The 24,639-nt window shown below is 68.4% G+C and carries 25 protein-coding genes; 13 read left to right on the top strand and 12 right to left on the bottom strand.

What is annotated here, in order from left to right:
* Positions 1-11 precede the first annotated feature (11 nt).
* The 4 genes from rsfS (at position 12) to DEO45_RS04940 (ending at position 2,031) form a co-directional block, all read left to right on the top strand.
* Positions 12-398, top strand: a complete 387-nt coding sequence (gene rsfS, locus DEO45_RS04955; protein WP_082823587.1) for a ribosome silencing factor — start codon at positions 12-14, stop codon at positions 396-398.
* Positions 399-507: 109 nt separating this feature from the next.
* Positions 508-978, top strand: a complete 471-nt coding sequence (gene rlmH / locus DEO45_RS04950) for a 23S rRNA (pseudouridine(1915)-N(3))-methyltransferase RlmH (protein ID WP_114341169.1) — start codon at positions 508-510, stop codon at positions 976-978.
* 22 nt (positions 979-1,000) lie between these two features.
* Positions 1,001-1,450, top strand: a complete 450-nt coding sequence (locus tag DEO45_RS04945; RefSeq protein ID WP_114341168.1) for a GNAT family N-acetyltransferase — start codon at positions 1,001-1,003, stop codon at positions 1,448-1,450.
* A gap of 5 nt (positions 1,451-1,455) precedes the next feature.
* On the top strand, positions 1,456-2,031 hold the full coding sequence (locus DEO45_RS04940; RefSeq protein WP_114341167.1) for a Maf family protein: 576 nt from the start codon (positions 1,456-1,458) through the stop codon (positions 2,029-2,031).
* On the opposite strand, the gene DEO45_RS04935 is transcribed toward DEO45_RS04940, so the two are convergent.
* Positions 2,015-2,830: a CPBP family intramembrane glutamic endopeptidase gene (locus tag DEO45_RS04935; RefSeq protein ID WP_114341328.1), complete on the bottom strand. Its 816-nt coding sequence runs from the start codon at positions 2,828-2,830 to the stop codon at positions 2,015-2,017. The two genes, DEO45_RS04940 and DEO45_RS04935, sit on opposite strands and share 17 nt — an antisense overlap.
* Before the next feature lie 184 nt (positions 2,831-3,014).
* A complete protein-coding gene (locus tag DEO45_RS04930) occupies positions 3,015-3,407 on the bottom strand; it encodes an MAPEG family protein (RefSeq protein WP_114341166.1) in 393 nt (130 codons plus the stop codon).
* A gap of 122 nt (positions 3,408-3,529) precedes the next feature.
* Here DEO45_RS04930 and ypfJ point away from each other — a divergent pair, with 122 nt between their 5' ends.
* Complete coding sequence (ypfJ, locus tag DEO45_RS04925) at positions 3,530-4,393, top strand: KPN_02809 family neutral zinc metallopeptidase (protein WP_114341165.1); 864 nt, start codon at positions 3,530-3,532, stop codon at positions 4,391-4,393.
* A 166-nt stretch (positions 4,394-4,559) separates the two neighbouring features.
* Positions 4,560-4,946, top strand: coding sequence for a YkgJ family cysteine cluster protein (locus DEO45_RS04920; RefSeq protein WP_114341164.1), 387 nt, complete (start codon positions 4,560-4,562; stop codon positions 4,944-4,946).
* Between the two features lie 84 nt (positions 4,947-5,030).
* Here DEO45_RS04920 and DEO45_RS04915 read toward each other — a convergent pair whose 3' ends face one another.
* Positions 5,031-6,602: an isoaspartyl peptidase/L-asparaginase gene (locus DEO45_RS04915; protein ID WP_223250788.1), complete on the bottom strand. Its 1,572-nt coding sequence runs from the start codon at positions 6,600-6,602 to the stop codon at positions 5,031-5,033.
* Between the two features lie 449 nt (positions 6,603-7,051).
* On the bottom strand, positions 7,052-8,893 hold the full coding sequence (locus DEO45_RS04905) for a DEAD/DEAH box helicase (protein ID WP_114341161.1): 1,842 nt from the start codon (positions 8,891-8,893) through the stop codon (positions 7,052-7,054).
* Positions 8,894-9,009: 116 nt separating this feature from the next.
* Here DEO45_RS04905 and DEO45_RS04900 point away from each other — a divergent pair, with 116 nt between their 5' ends.
* Together DEO45_RS04900 and fghA are read left to right on the top strand one after the other, a co-directional pair.
* Entirely contained in the window at positions 9,010-9,759 is a 750-nt protein-coding gene (locus DEO45_RS04900; protein ID WP_114341160.1) for an SDR family oxidoreductase, read from the top strand.
* Between the two features lie 72 nt (positions 9,760-9,831).
* Positions 9,832-10,680 carry an S-formylglutathione hydrolase gene (gene fghA, locus DEO45_RS04895; RefSeq protein ID WP_114341159.1) on the top strand — a complete coding sequence of 283 codons (849 nt, stop codon included), beginning with the start codon at positions 9,832-9,834 and terminating at the stop codon, positions 10,678-10,680.
* Positions 10,681-10,719: 39 nt separating this feature from the next.
* On the opposite strand, the gene DEO45_RS04890 is transcribed toward fghA, so the two are convergent.
* On the bottom strand, positions 10,720-12,048 hold the full coding sequence (locus DEO45_RS04890; RefSeq protein ID WP_114341158.1) for a DEAD/DEAH box helicase: 1,329 nt from the start codon (positions 12,046-12,048) through the stop codon (positions 10,720-10,722).
* A gap of 323 nt (positions 12,049-12,371) precedes the next feature.
* Here DEO45_RS04890 and DEO45_RS04885 point away from each other — a divergent pair, with 323 nt between their 5' ends.
* Positions 12,372-13,607, top strand: a complete 1,236-nt coding sequence (locus tag DEO45_RS04885; protein ID WP_114341157.1) for an MFS transporter — start codon at positions 12,372-12,374, stop codon at positions 13,605-13,607.
* Positions 13,608-13,612: 5 nt separating this feature from the next.
* Here the strand turns inward: DEO45_RS04885 and DEO45_RS04880 are convergent, their stop codons facing one another.
* A complete protein-coding gene (locus DEO45_RS04880) occupies positions 13,613-14,290 on the bottom strand; it encodes a class I SAM-dependent methyltransferase (protein WP_114341156.1) in 678 nt (225 codons plus the stop codon).
* A 209-nt stretch (positions 14,291-14,499) separates the two neighbouring features.
* Entirely contained in the window at positions 14,500-16,047 is a 1,548-nt protein-coding gene (locus tag DEO45_RS04875; RefSeq protein WP_114341155.1) for a M4 family metallopeptidase, read from the bottom strand.
* Between the two features lie 238 nt (positions 16,048-16,285).
* Here DEO45_RS04875 and DEO45_RS04870 point away from each other — a divergent pair, with 238 nt between their 5' ends.
* Positions 16,286-16,771 carry an FKBP-type peptidyl-prolyl cis-trans isomerase gene (locus tag DEO45_RS04870; RefSeq protein ID WP_114341154.1) on the top strand — a complete coding sequence of 162 codons (486 nt, stop codon included), beginning with the start codon at positions 16,286-16,288 and terminating at the stop codon, positions 16,769-16,771.
* A gap of 163 nt (positions 16,772-16,934) precedes the next feature.
* Here the strand turns inward: DEO45_RS04870 and DEO45_RS04865 are convergent, their stop codons facing one another.
* On the bottom strand, positions 16,935-17,468 hold the full coding sequence (locus DEO45_RS04865; protein ID WP_428992426.1) for a C40 family peptidase: 534 nt from the start codon (positions 17,466-17,468) through the stop codon (positions 16,935-16,937).
* A 262-nt stretch (positions 17,469-17,730) separates the two neighbouring features.
* A complete protein-coding gene (locus DEO45_RS04860; RefSeq protein WP_114341152.1) occupies positions 17,731-19,077 on the bottom strand; it encodes a hypothetical protein in 1,347 nt (448 codons plus the stop codon).
* A 197-nt stretch (positions 19,078-19,274) separates the two neighbouring features.
* Here DEO45_RS04860 and DEO45_RS04855 point away from each other — a divergent pair, with 197 nt between their 5' ends.
* From DEO45_RS04855 to DEO45_RS04845, 3 genes are all read left to right on the top strand, one after another.
* On the top strand, positions 19,275-20,534 hold the full coding sequence (locus DEO45_RS04855) for an NAD(P)/FAD-dependent oxidoreductase (RefSeq protein ID WP_114341151.1): 1,260 nt from the start codon (positions 19,275-19,277) through the stop codon (positions 20,532-20,534).
* A gap of 152 nt (positions 20,535-20,686) precedes the next feature.
* Positions 20,687-21,475, top strand: a complete 789-nt coding sequence (hutG, locus tag DEO45_RS04850; RefSeq protein WP_114341150.1) for an N-formylglutamate deformylase — start codon at positions 20,687-20,689, stop codon at positions 21,473-21,475.
* 179 nt (positions 21,476-21,654) lie between these two features.
* Positions 21,655-21,921, top strand: coding sequence for a hypothetical protein (locus tag DEO45_RS04845; protein WP_223250787.1), 267 nt, complete (start codon positions 21,655-21,657; stop codon positions 21,919-21,921).
* A 52-nt stretch (positions 21,922-21,973) separates the two neighbouring features.
* Here the strand turns inward: DEO45_RS04845 and DEO45_RS04840 are convergent, their stop codons facing one another.
* Genes DEO45_RS04840 through DEO45_RS04830 form a run of 3 tightly spaced genes read right to left on the bottom strand, consistent with a single transcriptional unit; the run spans position 21,974 to position 24,599 of the window.
* The gene (locus DEO45_RS04840) at positions 21,974-22,411 is read right to left on the bottom strand and encodes a RidA family protein (RefSeq protein ID WP_114341149.1); all 438 of its coding nucleotides are present in this window, start codon (positions 22,409-22,411) and stop codon (positions 21,974-21,976) included.
* Positions 22,408-23,073, bottom strand: coding sequence for a carbonate dehydratase (gene can / locus DEO45_RS04835; RefSeq protein ID WP_114341148.1), 666 nt, complete (start codon positions 23,071-23,073; stop codon positions 22,408-22,410). Before can ends, DEO45_RS04840 begins: the two co-directional genes overlap by 4 nt.
* Positions 23,070-24,599, bottom strand: a complete 1,530-nt coding sequence (locus tag DEO45_RS04830) for an aldehyde dehydrogenase (RefSeq protein ID WP_114341147.1) — start codon at positions 24,597-24,599, stop codon at positions 23,070-23,072. The genes can and DEO45_RS04830 overlap by 4 nt, the downstream gene beginning before the upstream one ends.
* Positions 24,600-24,639: the final 40 nt, after the last annotated feature.

Below are 24,639 nucleotides of genomic sequence, written 5' to 3'. Positions count from 1 at the left end.
GGCCCGCCCTCTTGAGCACAGCCCGTAGCAACAAGGCCGTCACCACGGCCACCCTGCGCAAGTCGGTCATCGACGCGCTCGAAGAACTGAAGGCCAAGGACGTGCGCGAGATCGACGTCCGCGGCAAGACCTCCATCGCCGACCTGCTGGTGATCGCCTCCGGCACCTCGGCCCGCCACGTCAAATCCATCGCCGACGAAGTGGGCAAGTTCGCCAAGAAGGCGGGCGTGATGCCGCTGGGCGTGGAAGGCGAGACGGAAGGCGAGTGGGTGCTGGTCGACCTGGGCGACGTGATCGTCCACGTGATGTTGCCGCGCATCCGCGAGTTCTATGGCCTGGAGCGGTTGTGGACGGTGGGTGACCACGGGCACGAAATCGACGCTGCGCAAGCCGGCTGAATTTCGTGCGGGGTGCGTCGCAAGAGTGGCCACTCACCTCAGCCCTCTCCCCGCTGGGGAGAGGAGGCGAACGCAGCGCTGCGCGCGTTCCACTGGATGGAACCACGGCATGCGCGCGCGCCTGATCGCAGTCGGTGAACGCATGCCCGGCTGGGTGGCGGAAGGCTTTGCCGAATACCGCAAGCGGCTGTCGCACGAGCTGCCGCTGGAACTGGTCGAGCTGAAGCCCGGCAGCCGCGGCAAGGGCCGCGATGATGCGCGGGCGATCCAGGACGAGGGTTCGGCGATTCTCGCGGCGTTGCCGCACGACATCCATGTCGTCGCACTCGATGGCCGCGGCAGGAGCTGGTCCAGCGAGGAACTGGCCGAACAACTGACGAAGTGGCGCATGGCCGGGCGCGACCTGGCGTTCCTGATTGGCGGCCCGGACGGCCACGCACCCGAGGTGCTGGCGCGCGCCGACCAGCGCTGGTCGCTGGGTCCGCTGACCCTGCCGCACATGCTGGTGCGGCTGGTGCTCGCCGAGCAGCTGTACCGCGCCACCACGATCGTGGCCGGCCATCCCTATCATCGTGCCTGACTTTCCACGGAGCCCACCCGCCATGTCCTTCCGGATCCGGCAAGCCACCCTTCTCGACCTCGACACGCTGGCGCCGCTGTTCGACGGTTATCGCCAGTTCTACGGCCAGCCGACGGACCTGTCGCGGGCGCGGGATTTTCTGGCGGAGCGCTTCCACCACCACGAGTCGCTGGTCCTGCTGGCTCTGGACGAGCATGGCGCGGGACTCGGCTTCACCCAGCTGTATCCGTTGTTCTCCTCGGTGCGCACCGTGCGCACCTGGCTGCTCAATGATCTATTCGTGGCCGCGCCGGCGCGACGGCAAGGCGTGGCGGCGGCATTGCTGAAGGCGGCGGCGGAAAATGCGCACGCGCTGGGCGCGGCCAGCCTGTCGCTGTCCACCGCGCTGGACAATGCGCCGGCGCAGGCGCTGTACGAGTCGCTGGGCTGGCAGCGCGACCGCCAGTTCTGCGAATACAGCCTGACCTTGTGACGCCAGTGCTCCATCTCGCCTCGCAATCGCCGCGCCGGCGCCAGTTGCTTGAGCAGCTCGGCGTGGATTTCGCCGTGCTCGATGTCGATGTGCCCGAGCAGCGCGCGCCCGGCGAATCGCCGCGGGACTACGTGAGCCGGGTGGCGCGCGACAAGGCACGCGCCGGCCTCGCTGCGCTGGCGCACGCGGGCGACGCGCTGGTGCTCGGCGCGGACACCGAGGTGGTGCTGGACGATGAGGTGTTCGGCAAGCCGCGCGATGCCGCCGATGCGGTCGCGATGCTGCGCCGGCTGTCGGGCCGCACGCATGCGGTGATTTCGGCGGTATGGCTGGTCGGCGCCGGCGGCGAACAGTGCGAGGTCTGCGAGTCGCAGGTGCGTTTCGCCACGCTGGACGAGCCGGCCATCGCCGCCTATGTCGCCTCCGGCGAGCCGTTCGGCAAGGCCGGCGCGTATGCGATCCAGGGCCGCGGCGCGGCGATGCTCGCGCACCTCGACGGCAGCTACTCCGGGGTGATGGGCTTGCCGCTGTTCGAGACCGCGCGGTTGCTGCGGCATGGCGGGATCAGCCCGGCGGGTTGATCGCCACGAACCAGGCGGCGACGGCCAGCAGGTTGTTGACGCCATGCGCCAGCACCGCCGGCCAGATCGAGCCCGAACGCAGCCGCAACCCGGCCAGCAGAACCGCCAGCAGGATCAGGTTCGGCAACGCATACCACTGGTATTCCAGCCCCGGCAGGTGGACCAGCGCAAACAGCAGCGAGCTGCCGCCCACCGCCCAGCCGACCGGCCAGCGCCTCATCAGCGCCGACAGCAGCACGCCGCGGAACAGCAGTTCCTCCGCCAGCGGCCCCACGCACACCACCACCAGCACCAGCGGCAAGCGCAGGCCCAGCGGGGTATGGCCGCCGAGCTGCTGGATGTCCTGGGTCACTGTGTGGCCCTGGGCCAGCCAGCCGGTCAGCCATTCGCCCAGGATCGGCGCGGACAGGCCGAGCACCACGGCCAGCGCGAAGAACAGCGGGCGGCGTGGCGCGACGAAGCCGAAGCCCGGCGGCTGCGCCAGCGACCACAGCGACGCCCACCGGCGGTGCACCAGCCACAACGTCAGCGACGCTGCCACGCCCAGCGAGAACATCGCCAGCAACGCCTGCAGCGCCGGTTGGCGCAGCACCGATGCGCTCGCCGCTTCCAGGCCGGCCAGCGCGACATGGCCGGAAACCAGCGCGTCGCCGGTCGCCAGCGTCAACAGCGCCAGCGCACCGGCGGTCAACTGCAACGCGAAATAGCCGGTGATCGCCGCCATGCTGGCCCACGGACCGGGCGCGGGCGCGTCGGCGGGCAGCGCCGTCGGCGGCGTATCGGTATGGCGGATTTCCATGCGCTTCATGCCTGACGGGTTGCGGAGGAGCTGGGGGGACGCCATGGGCAGCGCGGTTCGCGACCAAGCTAGTGTCTTGCGGGCCGCGCGCGCAATCCTGCCGTTCGGCAGGGATGCCGACCCCGCTTGCGGCCGCGGATCACCCGCCGGCATCCGCGGCCCGGACGCCGGCGGGATGGGCGGCTCAGCCGGCGAGCATGGCCCGACCCACGCCGAGGCAGGCCATGACCAGCAGCGCGGCCCAGCCGAGCATACCGACCAGGTAGCCGGGGCCGCGCGTGGCGGGATCGTTGAGATAAGCCAGCGCGTACCACACCCGGCCGACGATCCAGACCAGCCCGGCCACGCCGGCCCAGCCGCTGAAGCCGTAGTTCGCCGCCAGCCACAGCGTCGGCAGGAACATCACCGCGCTTTCCATGGTGTTCATCTGCACCCGGTAGGCACGCTCGAACGCCGGATGGCCGCTGGTCGCCGGTGCCTTGATGCCGTACTTGCCGCGGGCGTGACCGACGGCCCACATGACGCCGAACAGCAGCAGCACGGCGAGCAGGGTGACCAGGGCGGGCAGGTGGGTCATGCTGTAATCCTCGTGGATGGATATCCAACTTTAACCGCAGCGAGTGCGTGGCGCCGCCATGGCCGACGCGTTATCGTCGCCACGCGGCACCGGGGCGCACAGCAGTCAACGAGGGGTTCCTGATGGATTGGCAAAAAGGCGGCAGCAGCAACAACGTCGAGATCGACAGCGGTGACGGCGGTGGCCCGCGTTTTGGCGGCGGCGGCCGCATGGGCCTGGGCGGACTGGTCGTACTGGCGCTGCTGGGCTGGATCTTCTTCAAGAATCCGCTGGCGCTGCTGGACCAGGGCGGCACCCAGCCGGGAGCCCCCACGCAGACGAGCGGACAGCCCATCCAGGTCGATCCCCAGCAACAGGCCTTCGTCAGTGCGGTCCTGCATTCGACCGAGCAGACCTGGGGCGAGATCTTCCAGGCGCATGGGGCGACCTATGCGGAGCCCAAGCTGCACCTGTTCAGCGGCGGCGTGAACACGGCCTGCGGCGGCGCCACCACGGCGGTGGGCCCGTTCTACTGCCCGGGCGACCAGAAGGTGTACCTGGACCTGGCGTTCTTCCAGCAGTTGCAGGACGAGCTGCATTCCTCCGGCGATTTCGCCCGTGCCTACGTGATCGCGCACGAGGTCGGCCATCACGTGCAGAAGCTGACCGGCGTGTTCGACAAGGTGGACGAGGCACGCCGCCGCGGTGCGCCGATGGACGGCGCCGACGGTCTCTCGGTGCGGCAGGAGCTGCAGGCGGATTGCTATGCCGGCATATGGGCCAACCACAGCCAGAAGGACCTGAACTGGCTGCAGCCGGGCGACATCGAATCGGCGCTCAACGCCGCCAGCCACATCGGCGACGACGCCTTGCAGCAGCAGGCGCAGGGCCGCGTGCGCCCGGACACGTTCACCCATGGCACCTCGGCGCAGCGGGTGAAGTGGTTCAAGGCCGGCTTCGAGAGCGGCGACATGGCCCAGTGCGATACCTTCGCCGGCGAGCCATGAGTCACCGAGCAGGCAATCGCTTTGCGACCGCCTGCTTTCCAATCTCCTCCCCTGCATCGCGGGGGAGGGCAGTGCGGGGCGGCTTTTGCTTTCCCACGCTGCGCAACCGCTGCCGCTGCCCTAGAATCCGTCTCCTGCGCGCCTTGGGGCGCCCCCGGTCGATTCGATGGAACATCCCTGCCTGCGTTGCGGTGCCTGCTGCGCGTTCTTTCGCGTGGCGTTTCACTGGTCGGAGGCGGAAGCCTTTCTTGGTGGCGGCGTGCCGCCGGAGCTGACCGAAAAGCTTGACCCGCACCGCCTGGCGATGCGCGGCACCAACGCCGCGCAGCCGCGCTGCGTGGCCCTGCGCGGTACGGTGGGCGAAGCGGCGCATTGCGGCATCTATCCGCAGCGGCCGTCGGTATGCCGCGAGGTGCAGCCGTCGTGGGAATTTGGCACGGCCAGCCCGCAGTGCGACAAGGCGCGCCGCGCGCACGGCCTGCCGGTGCTGACGCCGGAGGACTGGCTCGACCCGTTCGACGCCGGCGAGCCGCCGTTGCCGCAGAGCGCATGAGCGCGCTGGCGCGTCCGAAACCGCAGGAGAGGGATGCCCGCCACCGCGATGGGTGACGGGCATCCTGGTTGCCCGGGAGCCCGTTTATAGACAGCCCGGGAACTTGAACGACGCGATGCGCGTGTTCCAGTTGAACGAGCCGGTGTTCTTCAGGTACTCGGTGGTGTACCAGAACGTGCAGTCGTCGACCGGGTCGACCGTCATCGCGCTGTAATCGCCCCAGCGCGACAGGTTGTTGCCGCTCTGCGATCCGGTGCCTTCGATGATGCTGTTCTCGGCCTCCAGCGTGTTCAGCGGGTCGCCGGCCAGACGGCCGGTGTAGCGGATCGCCGGGTGGATGGAACTGTCCGAGACGCTGTAGCCGAGCGCCAGGTTGCCCTGCTTGTCCATCGCCACCGAGCCCATCCAGCGGTAACTGGTGTCCGGCGAGAAGGTGGATTGCTGGTAGACCACCGGCGTGGTGCCCGGGCTGCGGATCTCGTACCAGCGCACACCGGTGTACGGGTTCTTGCGCGAGGTGCCGACCTGCACCGAATGGTTGACCACCAGCGACTCGTGAGTGCCGAAGTTGCGGTAAGCCAGGCGGAACATCAGGCGGTCGCCCAGCGAGTCCAGCTTTTGCCGCGTACCGTATTGCGGGATGCAGCTGCCGCCGCGGCAGGCGGTGGCGAAAGCGGCCACCGGAATGTTGATCGGACCGCTCAACGAGGTATTGGCGCTGTTCGCCCAGTCGACGTGGAACTTCCACAGGTTCAGCGAGTTGCTGGTGAAGTTCAGCATGTAGTTCGGCGAACCGGCCGGCGGCGCGGTGGCGCCGTCGAGGTCGGCCGGCAGCACGCCGCCGTAGCTGGTGGACAACTGGAAGCACTGCTGGGTCGCTGCCTGGCCGCTCAGCATCGCCTTGCGGTCATAGGCGCACAGCTTGGCACCCTGGAAGGTACTGGTGAACATGTTGAAGGTTTCGTAGTAGCCATCCGGCCAGACGCCCATTTTCGGATAATCGGGAAAGACGCTGCCGTAGGAGAACGCATAGCGGTAGTACGCGCCGGTGGCGTCACTGGTGGCCGACACGGCCACGCACTGGTAATACGGCGTGGCGCTGACGGCGAACTGCGAGACGACCCAGCGGTTGGCGGCCTTGTCGTAGACCACCACGGCATCGCCGTCGTTGTCGGCCTCGCAGGGGCCGCCAAAGCCGGACCACAGGGTGTTGCTTGGCACCGGACCGTAGGTCACCGCCTTGCTGGCCTTGTCGAACACCGCGAAGCCGGTGTTCACGATCTGCACGTACTGGGTGGCGCCGACCGCGCCATTGGTGTCCGGCGGCGCGCTGTTGACGCTGAACGTGCCCTGCGGGCCACTGAAGCCTTGCCCGACGCCTTCGAAACCCGCGCCCAGTGCGGGCGCAAACGCCCCGGCGATGGTGTGTTGCACGGCGCCGTCGGTCTGGTTGCCCGGAGCCAGCGGCGGCAGCGGATGCAGCGGATGAATGCGGGGACTCTTGGAGAAATCTTCCGGGCGCGGCATCGTGCCGCGCAGGGAGCGCAAGGTGTCGTGTTTCACGGCAGGCGTCACTTCCACCTTGGGGGCCGCGTTTTCGGCGAAGGCCTGGTTGCTTGTCGCCAGACCGAAAACGGCGCCCAGCGCGATGCTCAAGGCTGTCAAGTTTCGTGATGACATGGGTTCCCCTCCACGAGGTAACGGCATTGGAAAGGATCGGTGCGTGCGACTGGCGTTGCACAGCCTGGTGGCCAGGCACGACAGGGATCCGATAACCGTTCCACCATCACGCGACTTCGGCATCGCGAGCCCCTGGACTCCCAGGCGGAACAGCGGAGTCATAGCGCTTTGAAGGGAATTTTTCGTGAAGAGGTCGTCCGGCGCCCGACGGCGGGCAGCCGTTTATCCCGGGCCGCGTGCGCGGCCGCCTGCAGGTGCGCGATGGCGCACGGCGCTGGCCGGTCGAGTCGCGGCTCGGCGTCGCGGGATGGATGATGTTCGACCGTCGAGCTGGAACCCGACCTGCGGCGGGTTCGCGGCGACGACGATCCTGCCGGTGTCATGTCGTCGCGCCGTCGCTTGTCGAGCGGCGCGACTCCGGACGCTTACTTGCGCCGTGGCGGCTTGCTGGCGCCAGGCCGTGGCTTGAAGCCGCCGGGCTTCTTGAAACCGCCCGGCTTGTGCGCGGGCGGTGCGCTGGTGCCGGTATCGCTGCCGTCCCATTCGTGGATGCGCAACTGCTGCTGCACCACCCACACCTTCTTCAGGTGCTCGAACACTTCCTTCGGCATGCCATCGGGCAGGTCGATCAGGCTGTAGTGGTCGCGGATGCTGAGGCGACCGATGAACTGGCTGTCCAGGCCGGCCTCGTTGGCGATCGCGCCGATGATGTTGCCCGGCTTCACGCCGTGCTCATGGCCGACCTCGATGCGGTAGGTGCGCTTGCCCTGCTCGGTGGCGTGCGCGCGCACCGGGCGGTGGGCGGCCTCGCGCGGCGGCGCATTCTCGTGCGCATGAGGCTTGTGCTCGCGCGGCGTGCGGACTGCGCTGTCGCGTTCGCGCGGCTTGTGTTCACGCGTCGTCGTTTCGTGCTTCTCGCGCTTCGGCGGCGGCGCCAGCAGCAGCGGCTGGTCGCCCTGCGCGATCCGCGCCAGCGCGGCGGCAATCTCGACGGCCGGTACGTTGTGTTCCTGCTCGTACTGCTCGATCAACTGCTGGAACTGGCCGAGGTCGCCCTGCGCCAGCATGTCGCTGATGCGCTGCTTGAACTTGCCGATGCGCACGTCGTTGACCACCTCGACCGACGGCAGCTGCATCTGCTCGATCGGCTGGCGGGTGGCGCGCTCGATCGCACCCAGCATGCCGCGCTCGCGCGGGCTGACGAACAGGATCGCCTCGCCACTGCGGCCCGCGCGGCCGGTGCGGCCGATGCGGTGCACGTAGCTTTCGGTGTCGTACGGGATGTCGTAGTTGAACACGTGGCTGATCCGCTCCACGTCGAGGCCGCGCGCGGCCACGTCGGTGGCGACCAGGATGTCGAGCTTGCCGTCCTTCAATTGCTGGATCACCCGCTCGCGCTGCGGCTGGGCGATGTCGCCGTTGATCGCGGCGGCGGCCAGGCCACGCGCCTGCAGCTTGCCGGCCAGTTCCTCGGTGGCCTGCTTGGTGCGGGCGAAGATGATCATCGCGTCGAACGGCTCGGCCTCGAGGATGCGCGTCAGCGCGTCGAGCTTGTGCATGCCGCTGACGAACCAGTAGCGCTGGTGGATGTTCGCCGCGGTGGTGGTTGCCGCCTTGATGGTGACCTCGACCGGGTCCTTCAGGTGGCGCTGCGCGATCTTGCGGATCGGCGTGGGCATGGTCGCCGAGAACAGCGCGACCTGACGACCTGGCGGGGTCGCCTGCAGCACCTTCTCGACGTCGTCGATGAAACCCATGCGCAGCATCTCGTCGGCTTCGTCGAGTACCAGGTACTTCAGCTCGGACAGGTCCAGCGTGCCCTTGTCCAGGTGGTCGATCACGCGGCCGGGTGTGCCGACCACGACGTGCACGCCGCGCTTGAGCGAATGCAGCTGCGGGCCGTAGCTCTGGCCGCCGTAGATCGGCAGTACCTGCAGTCCGCGCATGTGCGTGGCGTATTTCTGGAAGGCTTCGGCCACCTGGATGGCCAGTTCGCGCGTGGGCGCCAGCACCAGCGCCTGCGGCTTGCCGGGCTTCAGGTCGATGCGCGAAAGGATCGGCAGCGCAAACGCGGCGGTCTTGCCGGTGCCGGTCTGCGCCTGGCCGAGCACGTCGCGGCCTTCCATCAGCGGCGGGATGGTTGCGGCCTGGATCGGCGAGGGCGACTCGTAGCCCACGTCGGCCAGGGCACGCAGCACGTTCGGATCCAGCCCGAGCGCGGTGAAGCCGGCGGCAGCCGGGGCGGAGTCGGAAGACGGGGATGACATCGGGGGGAACCTCGGGGTGGCACGCTGGCCGGCGTGCGGGAGAATGGGGGTTATTGTAGCAGTCCGCGGGCACCCGGCCCGCGGCGTAATGCGTTCAAGGCACAGGAGATTCGGGCATGGCGAAGCGTCTGATGGACAAGGTCGCACTGGTGACGGGTGCATCCTCGGGGATCGGTGAGGCGACCGCGATCGCGCTGGCCGAGGAAGGCGCCCGCGTGGCGGTGACGGCACGCCGCCGGGACCGCCTGGAGGAGCTCGCCGTGCGGCTCGCCGGGCTGGGCGCCGAACCACTGGTGCTGGAGGCCGACCTGCTCGACGAGACGCAGGCGCAGCGCGTGGTGCACGAGACCGAAGCGCACTTCGGACGTCTGGACGTCCTCGTCAACAACGCCGGCGTGATGTACCTGGAGCCGGTGGCCGAGGCCGACCTCGGTCGCTGGCGGCAGATGCTGGAGCTCAACGTGCTCAGCCTGATCGCCTCGACCCAGGCGGCGCTGGCGGGCATGACGGCGCGCGGCGACGGCCACATCGTCAACATTGCCTCGACCGCCGGGCGCATCGCCAACCCCAACGCGGCCGCCTACTCGGCGACCAAGTTCGGCGTCGTGGCGTTCTCCGAGGCGCTGCGGCGCGAGGTGTACCGGCACGGCATCCGCGTCAGCGTGATCGAGCCGGGCGTGGTGCAGACCGAACTGCGCGACCATATCGGGCATGCCGCGACCAGGGACGCACTCAACGCCTGGGCCGACGGCATGCGCCAGCTGCAATCGCGCGACGTGGCCGAGGCGATCGCGTTCTGCGTGACGCGTCCGCCGCACGTCAACATCAACGAGATCCTGATGCGGCCCACCGACCAGGAGCGCTGAACGTCGCATCGCACCGGCGCGCCTGGCCGGGCGGTTTATGATCGGCATTGGCGTTGGTCCGGGCAGGTGGTGATGAACGGCATCGAGATTCTTTCCGAGCAGGTCTGTTTTGGCGGCGTGCAGGGCTTCTATCGGCACGCGTCGACGAGTTGCGCGGGGCCGATGCGCTTCGCCGTGTACCAGCCGCCGCAGGCGGCGCGGGGCAGGTGCCCTGTGCTGTACTGCCTGGCGGGACTCACCTGCACCGAGGAAACCGCCGCGATCAAGGCCGGCGCGCAGCGGCTGGCCGCCGAGCTGGGCCTGGTGCTGGTGATGCCCGACACCAGTCCGCGAGATACCGGCATCGATGGCGCCACCGGCGACTGGGAGTTCGGCGAGGGCGCGGGTTTCTATGTCGATGCCACCGTCGCGCCGTGGTCCGCGCGCTTCCGCATGCACAGTTACGTGGCGGACGAACTGCCCGCGCTGATCGCCGCGGGGTTCCCGGTGGACACCACCCGCAGCGGCCTGTGCGGCCACTCGATGGGCGGCCACGGCGCCCTGACCATCGCGCTGAAGCATCCCGCGTGCTACCGCTCGGTATCGGCGTTCGCGCCGATCGTGGCGCCCAGCCAGGTGCCATGGGGCCGGAAGGCACTGCCGCGTTATCTCGGCGACGATCCGGCGGCGTGGGCCGGCTACGACGCCTGCGAACTGGTGCGGCGGCAGACCTTTCCCGGCACCATCCTGATCGACCAGGGCGAGGCCGACCGGTTCCTGGAAGCGCAGCTGAAACCCGAGCTGTTCGACCAGGCCTGTGCCGAGGCGGGGCAGTCGCTGCTGCTGCGCCGGCATGCCGGCTACGACCACAGCTACTGGTTCATCGCCAGCTTCATCGACGACCACTTGCGCCATCACGCGGCGGCGCTGGACCTGCTGTAGCCGCCGCGAAAGGCTGCCCCGTTTTGCCGGGTACCAGGATCAGGCCTTGGCGGCCGGGCGGCGGTTCGAGCGGCGGCGCTGGTTGCCGGCGGCGTGTTCGCCACGGCCCTGCGGCGCGTAGCCGCTCGGCCGTGCCGCGCCGGCGGGCTTGCCCTGTCGAGGCGCCCGCTGCTGCTGGCGCTGGCCGCCGCCGCCCTGCTTCGGACGCGGCGCACCGGCATCCAGACGCAGCGGTGCGGACGGCTCGTAGCCGGCGACCGGCGTGATCGCGATGTCCTGCTTCAGCAGCTTGCGGATGTCGAACAGCAGGCCGCTTTCGTCGTGGCTGACCAGCGACAGCGCCAGACCTTCCATGCCGGCACGACCGGTGCGGCCGATCCGGTGCACGTAATCCTCGGCCACCGAGGGCAGGTCGAAGTTGATCACGATCGGCAGCTGCTCGATGTCGATGCCGCGGGCGGCGATATCGGTGGCGACCATCACCGTGACGCGGCCGCTCTTGAAATCGCTGAGGGCGCGGGTGCGGGCGTTCTGGCTCTTGTTGCCGTGGATCGCGGCAGCGCGCAGGCCGGAGGCGTTGAGGAAGGTGACCAGCTTGTCGGCGCCGTGCTTGGTGCGGCTGAACACCAGCGACTGGCGGCGGCTGTCCTGCGACAGCACGTGCAGCAGCAGGTCGCGCTTGCGCGACGCGTCGACCGGATGCACCTGGTGGCTGACCAGGGTGGTGACGGTGTTCGGGGCGGAGACCGAGATCTCCTTCGGGCTGTGCATGAACTCCATCGCCAGCGTCTTGATCGCTGGCGCGAAGGTGGCCGAGAACAGCAGGGTCTGGCGGCGCTTCGGCACCGACTGCAGGATGCGCTTCAGCGCGGGCAGGAAGCCCATGTCGAGCATGCGATCGGCTTCGTCGAGGATCAGCGTCTCCACCGCGGACAGATCCAGCGTGCGCTGCTGCATGTGGTCGATCAGCCGGCCGGGAGTGGCGATGACGACGTCCACGCCGCGGCGCAGCGCATTGATCTGCGGCCCCATGCCGACGCCGCCGAAGATGGTGGTGGCGCTGACGTGGATGTGCTTGCCGTAGTCGCGCATGTTCTCGTGGATCTGCGCGGCCAGCTCACGGGTCGGGGTAAGGATCAGCGCACGCGGGCGGCGGGTCATGGTCTGGCCGCTGGTCGACAGCTTCTGCAGCAGTGGCAGCGCGAACGCGGCGGTCTTGCCGGTGCCGGTCTGCGCGGCGGCGAGCAGGTCGTGGCCTTCCAGCACGGCGGGGATCGCGGCGGCCTGGATCGGGGTGGGCTGGGTGTAGCCGTATTCGGCAAGCGCACGCAGCAACGCGGGCGCAAGGCCCAGCGAATCGAAGGACATGTAACACTCCTGAGCAACCCGGAGTGTTCATACCGTGTTGCAGATCAAGGGAAAGGGGGCGACGGTGCGTCGCAGCAGCCAAGGTGATGACTGCGCCGGCAAGTATAGCCGATTTGCCGGCGCACCGTGCGATGTCGCGGCATCGGGCTGAACGGTGCGCGGATATCGATCCGGCGAGGCAGCCGCGTCACGACCGGACCGACGTCGAAACGATGCGGATCCGCCGGATCCGCCGGACCCGCCAGTCGGCAGCCTGCACCTTCGGCACAGTACCATCGGCGCCGGCACCCCCGCTGCGCGACGCCCCGTTCGAGGAGAGACCGATGTCCCTGCTTGCCCCCCTGCGTGAACTCGATGCCACCCAGCGGCACACGGTACTGGCGAGTTTCCTGGGCTGGACGCTGGATGCGTTCGACTATTTCCTGCTGACCTTCGTCATCGTCAGCGTGGCGAAGGAGTTCGACGTGGGTACGGCCAGGATCACCTACGCGTTGTTCCTGACCCTGGCGGCGCGGCCGCTGGGTGCGCTGCTGTTCGGGCGGCTGGCCGACCGCTTCGGACGACGGCCGATCCTGATGCTCGACGTGGTGCTGTTCTCGCTGTTCGAGCTCGCCACGGCGTTCGCCTCCTCGCTGACTGCCTTGCTGGTGCTGCGCTTCCTGTTTGGCGTCGCGATGGGCGGCGAGTGGGGCATCGGCGCGTCGCTGGCGATGGAGTCGATACCGGCGAAGGCCCGCGGCGCGGTGTCGGGCCTGCTGCAGAGCGGCTATCCGTGCGGCTTCTTTCTCGCCGCGCTGGCGAACTGGCTGCTGATCGACCACATCGGCTGGCGCGGCCTGTTCGTGGTCGGTGCGCTGCCGGCGCTGCTGGTGCTGTATATCCGTCGCAAGGTGCCGGAATCGGCGATATGGAAGGAAGGCGCGCGGGCGGCGAAGCGGTCCGGCCTGCTGGAGGCGATGCGCGGGCATTGGAAGCTGGCGATCTATCTGATGCTGCTGATGATGGCGTTCAACATGTTCAGCCATGGATCGCAGGACATGTACCACACCTTCGAGGAGGTGAACCTGCACCTGCCCACCGGCTCGGCCACGGCCTTCGTGCTGGTGGCGCTGCTGAATATCGGCGCGCTGGCGGGTGGCCTGTATTTCGGGGCGCTGTCGGAGCGGATCGGCCGGCGCCGGGCGATGATGATCGCCGCGCTGCTGGCGATACCGGTGATTCCGTTGTGGATGTACGGCGGCTCGCTGATCCTGCTGGGGCTGGGCGCCTTCCTGATCCAGGTGATGGTGCAGGGTGCCTGGGGCGTGGTGCCGACCCATCTGAACGAGCTGTCCCCGGAAGCGGTGCGCGGCACCCTGCCGGGGTTTGCCTATCAGATGGGCAACCTGCTGGCGGCGGTCACTGCCACCGCGCAGGCCTGGCTGGCGCAGCGCCATGGCGGCGACCTCGCGTTCGCGATGGCATCGTGGATGGTGCTGGTGGCGTTGTTGCTGGCGGTACTGCTGTGGCTGGGACCGGAGGCGCGCGGCGTGGGCTTCGGCCAGCGCCGCGCTGGCTGACCGGATCACGGCGGGAGTCCGCCGCCGGAGTCCATCGCCTGCGCCACGATCAGGTAACTGTTGAACGGGGTGCGTCCGCGCAGCGGTTCGATGCGCACGTCGAGCCCGGCGTCGCCAAGCGGCGCGCATACTTCGTCGACGGTCGGATAGTGCTGGGCGCCCCCCGGAATCCAGCCGGAACTGGACAGGAAGAACTCCTCGATCCGGGTGGCGTGGAAGCGCCAGTTGCCCTCGCGCAGCACGTTGCGGATGACCAGGCGACCCTGTGCCGCGAGGTGCCGGGTGGCGGCCTGCAGCAGTTCGCGCTGGCGTCCGGCCGGCAGGTAGTGCAGCACGTCGAGCAGCGCGACGTGGCCGCAGGTCGGCGGCAGCTCCGCCACGTCGGCACGGAGCAGGCTCATCGTCTCGGCCAGCCCGGCGCGTTGCACGGCCCGCTGGCCCGCCGCGATCTTGCGCGGGTCATGGTCGACTCCGAGATAGGGCAGGGTGTGTCCGTGCGCGTGCAGGTACTGTCCGAGCAGGCCGATGCCGCAACCGATGTCGAGCAGCGGCAACGCGCTGCCCGCCACGAGCGCGGTGGCGGCGGCATAGACCGGGTCGCGGGCCAGCTTGCTCCGCACATAGCATCGTTGCAGGCGGCTGTCGTACAGGTTGGCGATGTGCTGGCGGGCAAGACGGTTCATCCGGCTCCGGTTTCCTGCGGTGGCGCTCCCGGATCTCCGGCCGGACGTTTCCCGTGGTGCTGCCACGGCAGGAGGCAGGTCCGTTGCGCCATCGCGGCTGCATTACGCGTGCAGTGTCATCGACGCGGCCGGCGTTGTCGAACTTCCGTCTGCGCGAGAGACGAGGGCCAGCCCGGCGGGCCGGCCCTCGCGGGTTGCTGCCGCTCCGATTACTGGCAGGTTACGCCGACGGCGTTGAAGGCCGCCGCCACATCGGCGCGCGAGTAGCCGTAGTCGCCGGCGGCGCTGGCGACGCCGCAGGCGCCGGAATTGAACGTCGAGGTCGCCGTCCAGTACAGCGCGTTGGCACGCTCGAACACTTCGAACGCCTTCCTGGTGTTCCAGGTCGAGGTCTTGGCCAGCGTGCAGAAGGCCTTGTTGTAGACACCGCTGGAGTAGTGCACATCCATGCTGCTGGTGAAGTTGGCGGCGTTGTCGATCGAGCGGCCGTCCTGGGTCGGCGTGCACATCCAGCGCAGCGCGGTGCCGTTCTTGATGATGTCGGCACCGACCAGCCAGTCGTTGCCGCCGCGGTCGAAGTACTCGGCCGCTTCGCCGGCCATGTCCGAGAAGGCTTCGTTCATGCCGCCGGACTGGCCGGAGTACTGCAGGCCGGAGTGCTGCTCGGTGAAGCCGTGGCTGATCTCATGGCTGGTGACGTCGAGCGCGGTCAGCGGGTAGAAGTAGCTGGCGCCGTCGCCGAAGTTCATCGACGAGCCGTTCCAGAACGCGTTCTCGTAGTTGCGCCCGTAATGCACGTTCATCACCAGCGCGAAGCTCAGCGGCGGCGCGCTGAACCAGCTGTTGTACATGTCGTGCACGACCCCGCCGAAGTGGTGCGCGTCGTTGATCGGCGAGTAGGCGCCATTGGCGGCGTCGCCGCTGCTGGTCGGGCAGATGAAGCTCCACAGCGTGCCCCGGCGGGTGCTGCCGGCCATGTTGTTGGTGGCCACGTTCGGGTTCTGCATGTAGCACGTGGAGCCGGACTGGGTGACCGCGAGCGCGGCATAGCTGGTGCCGTAGACGTACTTGCCGGTCTTCAGGTTGCCGCCGTCGCCGGTGGCGAGCGCCGGGGTGCCGGTGGTGCCCCCGCCGCTGCCGGGCTTGCCGGTGGTCAGGCCTTCCCAGCCCTGGATCACCTCGCCGGTATTGGCGTCGACGATCGCGGTGGGGCGCGAGGGCGTGCCGCTGCGGTCGACGAAGAACGAGGTGACGTAGGCCAGCCGCGCACGCGGACCCTCGGCGTAGACGTACAGGTCGCTGCGGACGTTCTGGATGTCGCTGTCCTGGATGCCGTTCACGCCGATGCCCAGCGGCAGCAGGCCGGCATGCCCGCGCAGAATGGACGCAGCGCCGGCAGCACTGATAGCGGGTGCGACCGAGCCGAGGTCGGCACCGATGCCCTGCGATACCTCGCCGCTCACGCCGAGCACGTTGCCGCCGGCATCGCGTTCGACCACGACGCTGCGGCCGTATACCGGAATGCCCCGGAACATCTGCTGTTCGCGCGTCTTCAGCGTGCCGTGGGTGGTAGGCCTTTGCAGCCGCGGCGACAGCGAGGCTCCGGCATCGAGGCCGATGCGGCTGGCCATGGCGGCCGGGGTGATCTTGCCCATGGCCTGGGCTTGCACCCGCGTATGGGTGGCGGCATCGGCGCCGGACATCGCGATCAGGGCGATGACGCCCAGCAGCGCAGCGGCAAGTGGTTTGTGCATCATGGATGTTTCCCTCCCAAGTGTGTTGTGTAGACGGCGCCCGCCTCGGCCCCCCGGAGTCGGATGCGTCTGGTATGCCCGGCGATCGGTCGATTTCCGTGGAGTCGCCATGTGCCGGACCGCAAGAAACTACGTGCGGAGGTGGATTGAGTCAATGTTGCCTCGCAACAATCTGCGATGCCGGTTCCAGACTCCCGCCGGCTGCTAGAATTCGGCGTTTGATTCCCTGACGAGACAGGCAATGAAGGCTGGCAAGGACAAGGTCATCGCGATCCATTACACGTTGACGGTGGATGGCGAGAAGGTGGAGAGCTCGCAAGATCGCGACGAGCAACTGTGGATACTGCTTGGCCACGGCCAGCTGATTCCGGGGTTGGAGGCAGCGCTGGACGGCCACGAGGCCGGCGAGTCGCTGAGCGTGGACGTGGCGCCGGCCGACGGTTACGGCGAGCGTCAGGAAGGCCAGATCCAGCGCATGTCGAAGAAATATTTTACGCAGGCCGGTCGCCTCAGGCCCGGCATGACCACCGTGCTGCAGATGAAGAACGGCGGGCAGCGCGCGGTGACCGTGCACAAGGTCGGCATGAGCGCGATCGACGTGGACCTGAACCACCCGATGGCTGGCAAGACGCTGCATTTCGACGTCGCCATCGGCGAAGTGCGCGAGGCCACCGAGGAAGAGATCGAGCACGGCCACGCCCACGCGCCAGGTGCCGAAGCGCACTGAACTGCGCTTCCATAAGGCAAAACCGCAACGGCGCCCTCGGGCGCCGTTGTCCGTTTGCGCTCTCCCCGGGGGAGAGTCGTGATAGCCGTGAATCCCCCGTAGGGGAGGGGGAAGTCGAGGTTCGCCACCTCGTCAGGTTACGCAAGGCGACCGGAAGCCAACCTCAATCCAGCACCCGCTTGCCGTAAGCGAAGTGGCTTCCCCAGTAGGGTCCGTCGATATCGTCCAGCCGCACCGTACCGCCGCTGTTCGGCGCATGCACGAAGCGGCCCTTGCCGACGTAAACCCCCACGTGGCTGATCGCCCCGCCGATGGCGAAGAACACCAGGTCGCCGCTGGCCAGCTGGGTCATCTGGCGCACCTTGCGGCCGTCCATCGTGGCCATGTCGGAGGAAGTGCGCGGCAACCTGATGCCGGCGGCGGTGCGGTAGATGTAATCGACCAGGCCGCTGCAGTCGAAGCCGCCGGAGGGGGTGTTGCCGCCCCAGCGGTATGGCGTGCCGACCAGGCCGATCGCGCGGAACAGGATGTCGTTCGCCTCGCCGGCGCTGGCGGCGGAGGGCGCGCGTGGTGGCAGGTCGGCCAACGCCGAATGCGAGGTTCCAGCAGCAGGCTGGCGCCGGTGCGGACTGCCGGCGCAGGCGGACAGCAACGCGATCGCCGCGAGCAGCCAAGCCGCGTACGCGAGCCGTGGCAGCGACTGGGCGAATCGGACGACGGACTGCGGGCTCACGAGATAGCCTCGGCGTGGAATGCGCCGAGGTTATCAATTCAATAATTCACATGCAAATCAATTTGTTTTTGTGTTTTTTGAATTCAATTCATCAACTTTCGCCGTCGGCCCGGTTTGCAAGGGTGTCAGTTGAATAGCACCGTTACGCGTGCATCGCCGTCGTGGATCGAAACCGTGCGGATCTTTTGGCCGCGGGGATTCCAGCGGCCTGCATCAAGAGATGGCCTCAACGCTTGTCGATGGTGATGGCCTGCCGGGACAAGGTCCTGCCGCGGATGTCCCGCGCGCGCAGGCGGTAGTTGCCCGGACGCAGATACAGCCGGCTTGTCGCATCGCCCTGCATGAACGCGTAGCGGTCGGCGGCGATGGCCTCGTCGGGCTCGTTGCTGTAGTGGGCGTCGACGACGCAGGGGAAGGTCGTCCTGCACAGCGTGGTGCCGATGGCATAGGAGGTGCGTTCGCCGTGCAGCATCAGCCAGGCGGGGCGCAGCTTGTCGAGGCGGCGCACCAGCTGGAGCTGGTCGCGGTCGGCGTCGTGCACGGTGGTCAGGGGCTGGATGAAGCCGCTCTGGACGCCGCCGGTGTCGGCCGGGGGCAGCAACACGTTGACGTCGTACAGGTCGGGCTGGGCGCTCCAGGGCTGGCCGGTGCCGCGGTTGACCAGCACGATGGGGCCGTCGGACGGGAAGTCCGTGACCAGTTGCCGGTAGGCGTCCTGCTCCGGGGGGATCTGCTCGCGGAACTGGGTCTGGTCGATCGACAACGGCTCGATGCCGCTCAGCCGCTGCAGGTACATCGCCATGGGCTGGGCCTTGCCGAGACGCCCCCTTGCCTTGTCGATGTGCGCGTAGCCGGCATGCACGAAGAGTTTGGCGTGGGGATCCCTGGCGAACACTTCCCGATAGAGATTGTTTGCCTGTGCGGCCTCGCGGTCCTGCGTCGCGCCGGCGTCCGCATCGTAGGCGACCAGGGTGAAGCCCAGCTTGATCGCGGTTCGCACGATCTCGCCGTAGACGGGTTCGTGCAGGTACATGGTGCCGCTTTCCTTGACCGGATAGCCGCGTTGCACCAGCCGGTCGTCCTTGCCCGAGAGCGCTTCGACGGCAAAGTAGTCGAAGCCGAGCGCGCGCAGGCGGGGCAGCAGCGCCAGTGTCAGCAGCCGGGTATGCGCGTCGTGGTGCGCCTCGTTGACCAGCACCAGCCGGCGGTTGGAGGCCAGCCGGGCAATGACCTCGGCGGCATCGGCGGCCTTCCATTCGGCCGGCGTCGGCAGGGTGGTGTCCGGCTTGACGCGGCTCTTCAGCGGGAAGTCGTGAAGGGCCTCGTTGTAGAGCCCGAGTTCGTTCTCGACCGAGGCGAACATCTGCATCGCCAGTTGCTGGTCGTTGACCGGGAGTCTCGGTATCGCGCCAAACAGGTAGTCGTAGCGGGCCAGGTCGTTGGGCTGCTGTTTCAGGCCGCGGAACATGTCGACCGCAGCCGGGCTGTAATCCTGTGCGTGCACGGTGCCGATCGCCGCCGCCGCGAGGCATATCGCGATGAAAGCCAGCGGAAGGAGCATCTGGTTCGACATGGCCAAGCCTCGGGATGGTCCGCGCCCAGCCTGCACCCCGGACCCACCGCTGGCAAGTACCGAATCGGCGTACTCGGCGACGGAGCGGCTGGACCCGGGCGCACGGGCGAGGAAGCGGGGTTGGTGCGTCCGTGACTCGCCGGTCGGGCAAGCGTGCGGAGTCAGGCTGTTCCGGCCCGGCTCGCTACAATGGCTGCATGAATAGTTCGCGCAGCGAAGTGTTGATCCTCGGCGGCGGCGTCATCGGCCTGGCGAGTGCGCTGTTCCTGCTGAAGGCGGGCGCCCGGGTGCGGGTGCTGGAACAGGGCTCGCCCGGTTGCGGCAGTTCGCACGGCAATTGCGGCACGATCACCCCCAGCCATGCGCCACCGCTGACGATGCCGGGAGTGGTCGGCATGGCGCTGCGTTCGATGCTGAGCGCGGATGCTCCGTTGTATCTCAACCCCCGCTTCGACGGGCCGCGGCTGCGCTGGCTGCTGGGTTTCGCGCGGCACTGCAACTGGCGCGACTTCGCGGCCGCGGCCACGGCGCGGGCGGCGATCCTGCAACGCTCGCGCCGCCTGCTGGCCGAGCTGGTTCGCGAGGAAGGGCTTGATTGCGAGTTCGCCGAGGAAGGTGAGTTGTACGTCTACCGCACCGCGCGAAAACTGGCGGCCGACGAACGCGAGCATGTCGCCGTGCTGGAACGCTGCGGCATCGAGGTGCAGCGCCTGCGCGGCGGGCAGGTCGAGGCGATGGAGCCGGCGCTGAAGCCGGGCGTGGTCGGCGGCCTGTACCACCCCGGCGATGCGCGGTTGCGGCCGGACCGCTACGCGGCCGAGCTGGCGCGGCGGGTGGTCGAGCTGGGCGGCGTGATCGAAAGCGGCGCACGGATCGAGCGGTTCGACACCGGCCAGGGCCGCATCGACACGGTGCACAGCAGCCGCGGCGCGTTCCAGGGCGAGCGGGTGGTGCTGGCACTGGGCGCATGGTCGCCGCTGCTGGCCAAGCAACTGGACCTGCGCCTGCCGATGCAGCCTGGCAAGGGTTATTCGCTGACCTACGCGCGGCCCGCCCGCGCGCCGCGGCACGCGCTGGTGTTGCGCGAGGCGTCGGTCTGCGTCACCACCTGGCGCAACGGCTACCGGCTGGGCAGCACGATGGAGTTCTCCGGTTACGCCGAAGGCCTCAACCGCACCCGGCTCGATGCCTTGCGGCGTGGCGCGGCCACCGGCCTGCACGAGCCGGAGGGGCCCGAACTGCAGGAGGAGTGGTGGGGCTGGCGGCCGATGAGCGTGGACGAGATTCCGATCATCGGGCCCAGCACGCGCTGGTCGAACCTGCTGCTGGCCACTGCGCACGGCATGCTCGGCGTCAGCATGTCGGCGGCGACCGGCGAGCTGGTCGCGGCGATGCTCGCCGGCGCGCCGGCCGCCATTGACGCTACGCCGTATGCGCCGGCGCGCTTCCGCCTGTAGCGGTTTGGTGCTGCCGGCCGGATCCTCTCGCTGCCGTACGAAGCTTGCGGGAAGGCAGCACGGTCGCAACCCGTCCGATGCCGGATGAAGAAGCTCGCGCTGACGGCCGAGGCGAGTCCGGGGAGCGAATTCCCTGCGGCTACAATGAGCCGATGGATACCTTCTCCCTGCAGCGCGGCCGCGTGCCGTTGTTGATCAGCCTGCCGCACGACGGCAGCTTCATTCCCGAGGACATCGCGGCGCGGATGCACCCGGCGGCACGCCGCTCGCCCGACACCGACTGGCATGTGGGCCGGTTGTACGAGCCGCTGGCGCAGTCGCTGGGCGCCAGCGTGCTGAGGCCGAGGGCCTCGCGCTACGTGATCGACCTGAATCGCCCTGCCGACGGCCATGCGCTGTATCCGGGGCAGCGTGAAACCGGCCTGGTACCAGCGATCGGCTTCGACGGCGAGCCGCTCTACCTGGAAGGGAGCGAGCCGGACAGGGCGGAAGTTGAACGGCGAATAAACGACTTCTGGCAGCCCTATCACCAGGCCGTATCGCAAGAACTTGCAAGATTGTGCGCCGAGCATGGCCATGCGGTGCTATGGGAAGGGCATTCGATCCGCAGCCGGGTGCCGATGCTGTTCGAGGGCCGGTTGCCGGATTTCAACCTGGGTACGGCAGCCGGGGCGAGCTGCGGCACGCTGCTGGAGGAGCGGTTGCAGGCCTGCCTGGAAGCGCAGTCGCGCTTCACTGTTGCCGTCAATGGCCGCTTCAAGGGCGGCTATATCACGCGCCACTATGGCCGTCCGTCCGTCGGCGTGCAGGCCGTGCAACTGGAGCTGGCACAGCTCAATTACATGGACGAGGAGAGCCTCGCCTATGACGAGGCGAAGGCGCCGGAGGTGCAGGCGTTGATCGGCCAGTTGCTGCAGGCCTGCCTGGCTGTTCGTAAATAATTACGACGAGGGTCGAGCGAAGCGAAAGTCAAGATCCTGCGTGACCATCGCACCGCGCATCCCGCAACTCATTCAGTTTCAGTACCCCGTAAGCGTCGCATCGTCGGTCTCGTCGCGCCACCCGAGTTGCCGGGTTCCGGCCGGGTTCGCGATAACTCATTAGTCCGAGGCTCGACATCATGATGCGTAAAGTTCTGTTTGCTTCCCTGCTGGTGGCCGGCGTGGCGCTTTCCGGTTCCGTGTTGGCCCAGGCTGCCACGGCTCCGGCGCAGCAGGCGACTCCCGCCTCCACCGAGGCTCCGGCCGCCGCACCGGCTGCGACCGAGGCCCCCAAAGCTGATGCGCCGAAGGCCATGCATCATCACAAGAAGTCGCACCACAAGCATCACAGCCACAAGAAGGCTGCAACCGAGGCCGCTCCGGCCCCGGCGTCGACGGCTGGCTGATTGACCGGATCGCGCTGAATCGAAACCCTGCCGGCGCGAGCCGGTGGGGTGTCTATCCCTGCGGATTGCGTGCCGGGATCGCGGCGACGCATTTCAGTTCGATGGCGATCGGCGTGGGCAGCGCGCTGATGCCCACGGTGGTGCGGCAGGCGTCGACACCGGCGAAATATTCGCTGTAGAGGCGGTTGTAGACGGCGAAATCGCGCTGCATGTCGGTGAGGAACACGGTGACGTCGACGAGGTCCTCCCAGCGTACCCCGCTGGCTTCGAGCACCGCGCGCACGTTGGCAAACACCTGCCGGCATTGCGCCTCGATGTCGTAGCCGACCAGTCGGCCATCCACGTCATGCACGTTGCCGGGGATTGTGTTGCTGCCCGGCTGGCGCGGACCGACGCCGGACAGGAACAACAGGTCGCCGGCGCGCCGTGCATGCGGATAGGCGCCGACCGGCGCGGGGGCGGCGTCGGTGCGGATGCTGTCGCTGCTCACTCCGCGCCTTCCCAGCGACGGGTGAGCTGGCTTATCGCCTGGTGGTAGGCCTCGGGCAATTGCTCGCGGCTGCGCACGTCCAGGCCCAGGTCGTGGATGTGGCCGTCGTCCAGCCCGTAGATCCATGCGTGCACAGCCAGCTGCTGGCCGCGCTCCCACGCCTCGCGCACCACCGTGGTGTGGCACACGTTGAGCGCCTGCTCCAGTGCGTTCAGCTCGCACAGATGGGCATGGCGCATCGCGAACGACTGCGCCGGATCGAGCTTGTCGGCGTGCTTCATGGCGATGTCGGTGATGTGCCGCAGCCAGTTGTCGATCAGGCCCAGGCGGCTTTCCTTCAGCACCGCGCCGACACCGCCGCAGCCGTAGTGGCCCACCACCAGGATGTGCTTCACCTGCAGCACGTCGACCGCAAACTGGATCGTGCTGAGCGCGTTGAGGTCGGTGTGCACCACCACGTTGGCGACGTTGCGGTGCACGAAGATCTCGCCCGGCGGCAGGTCGACGATCTGGGTGGCCGGCACGCGCGAGTCCGAGCAGCCGATCCACAGGTAGCGCGGCGCCTGCTGCTGCGAGAGCTGCTCGAAAAAGGTGGGGTCCTGCGCGGTGACCTGCGCGGCCCAGCGGCGGTTGTTGGCAAGCAGGTCTTTCAGTGAGTTCATCGGGATTCCGGGGTTTCGGGCTCGCGCACTCGCGCGCCCTGTGAATGTACGGACGACGCGCCGTAGGCGATGCAGACGTTTTTCGGCTCGGTGAAGAAGTGCAGCGCCTCGTTGCCGCCTTCGCGGCCGAGCCCGGATTGCCGGGTGCCGCCGAACGGCGTGCGCAGGTCGCGCAGCAGCCAGCAGTTGATCCACACGATGCCGAATTCGAGCGAGCCGGCGAGCCGGTGCGCGCGGGAGAGATCCTGCGTCCACAACGAGGCGGCCAGCCCGTAGCGACTGTCGTTGGCGATCGCCAGCGCCTCGTCTTCGTCCTCGAACGGGATCAGGCTGACCACGGGGCCGAAGATCTCCTGCTGGTTGGTTTGCGCCGCGGATGGCAGGCCTTCGATCACGGTCGGTGCGATGAACCAGCCGTTGGCGCAGCGGCCGGGCAATGCGATCGCTTCGCCGCCGCACAGTACGCGGCCGCCTTCGGCACGGGCCTGTTCGATGCAGCCGAGCACCTTGTCGCAGTGGGCCCGCGAGACCATCGCGCCGAGGTCGCTGCCGGCGTCGTTCGGGTCGCCCACGCGCAGCGCCTGCACACGCGCCAGGTAACGCTGGCGGAAGGCGTCGTAGATCGACCGCTGCACCAGCAGGCGCGAGCCGCACAGGCAGATCTCGCCCTGGTTGGCGAAGCCCGAGCGCACGATGGTGTCCAGGTTCGCGTCGGAAAGATCGGCGTCGGCGAACACGATCGCCGGATTCTTGCCGCCCATTTCCAGCGAGATTTTCTTGAACTGCACGGCGGCCGCGCTGGCGATGCGTGCGCCGGTGGCCGTGCTGCCGGTAAAGGAGATCGCCTTCACCGCGGGATGTTCCACGATCGCCTGGCCCACGCTGGGACCCCGGCCCTGCACGACGTTCAGCACGCCGGGCGGAAAGCCGGCCTCGATGCTCAGCTCGCCGAGCAGGGCGGCGGTGCATGGCGTCACCTCCGACGGCTTGGCCACCACCGCGTTGCCGGCGGCCAATGCCGGCGCGATCTTCCAGGTGAACAGGTACAGCGGCAGGTTCCACGGGCTGATGCAGCCGACCACGCCGAGCGGCTGGCGCAAGGTGTAATTGATCGCGCCGGTGCCGGTGGAGCCGGCTTCCATCGCGTGCGACTCGCTGCCCCAGCCGACGATCGCGGCGGCGAAGTAGCGCAGGTTGCTGACTGCGCGCGGGATGTCGAGCCGGCGTGCAAGGCCCAGCGGTTTGCCGCTGTCGCGCGATTCCAGCGCGGCGAATTCCTCCAGCCGCGCCTCGACCAGGTCGGCCAGCCTGTGCAGCAGGCGTGCGCGATGCTCGACCGGCGTAGCGGTCCAGCCCGGCGCGGCGCGGCTGGCGGCCGCGACCGCGGCGGCGACGTCCGATGCGTCGGAATCGGGGCAATGGGCGAACACCGACCCGGTGGCTGGCTCATGCACGTCCAGCCATGCGTCGCGCTGCGGCGCCTGCAGGCGGCCGTCGATCAGATTGGCTAGGCGCGGAGTAGGCATCCGTGCAAGCTTAAAACCAGCGTGCCGCAATTGCACCGGA

Source organism: Rhodanobacter denitrificans (assembly GCF_003335105.1).
GTDB lineage: Bacteria > Pseudomonadota > Gammaproteobacteria > Xanthomonadales > Rhodanobacteraceae > Rhodanobacter > Rhodanobacter denitrificans_A.
Note: the sequence above shows the minus strand (reverse complement) of the source record. Positions and strands in the feature narration are given on the sequence as shown.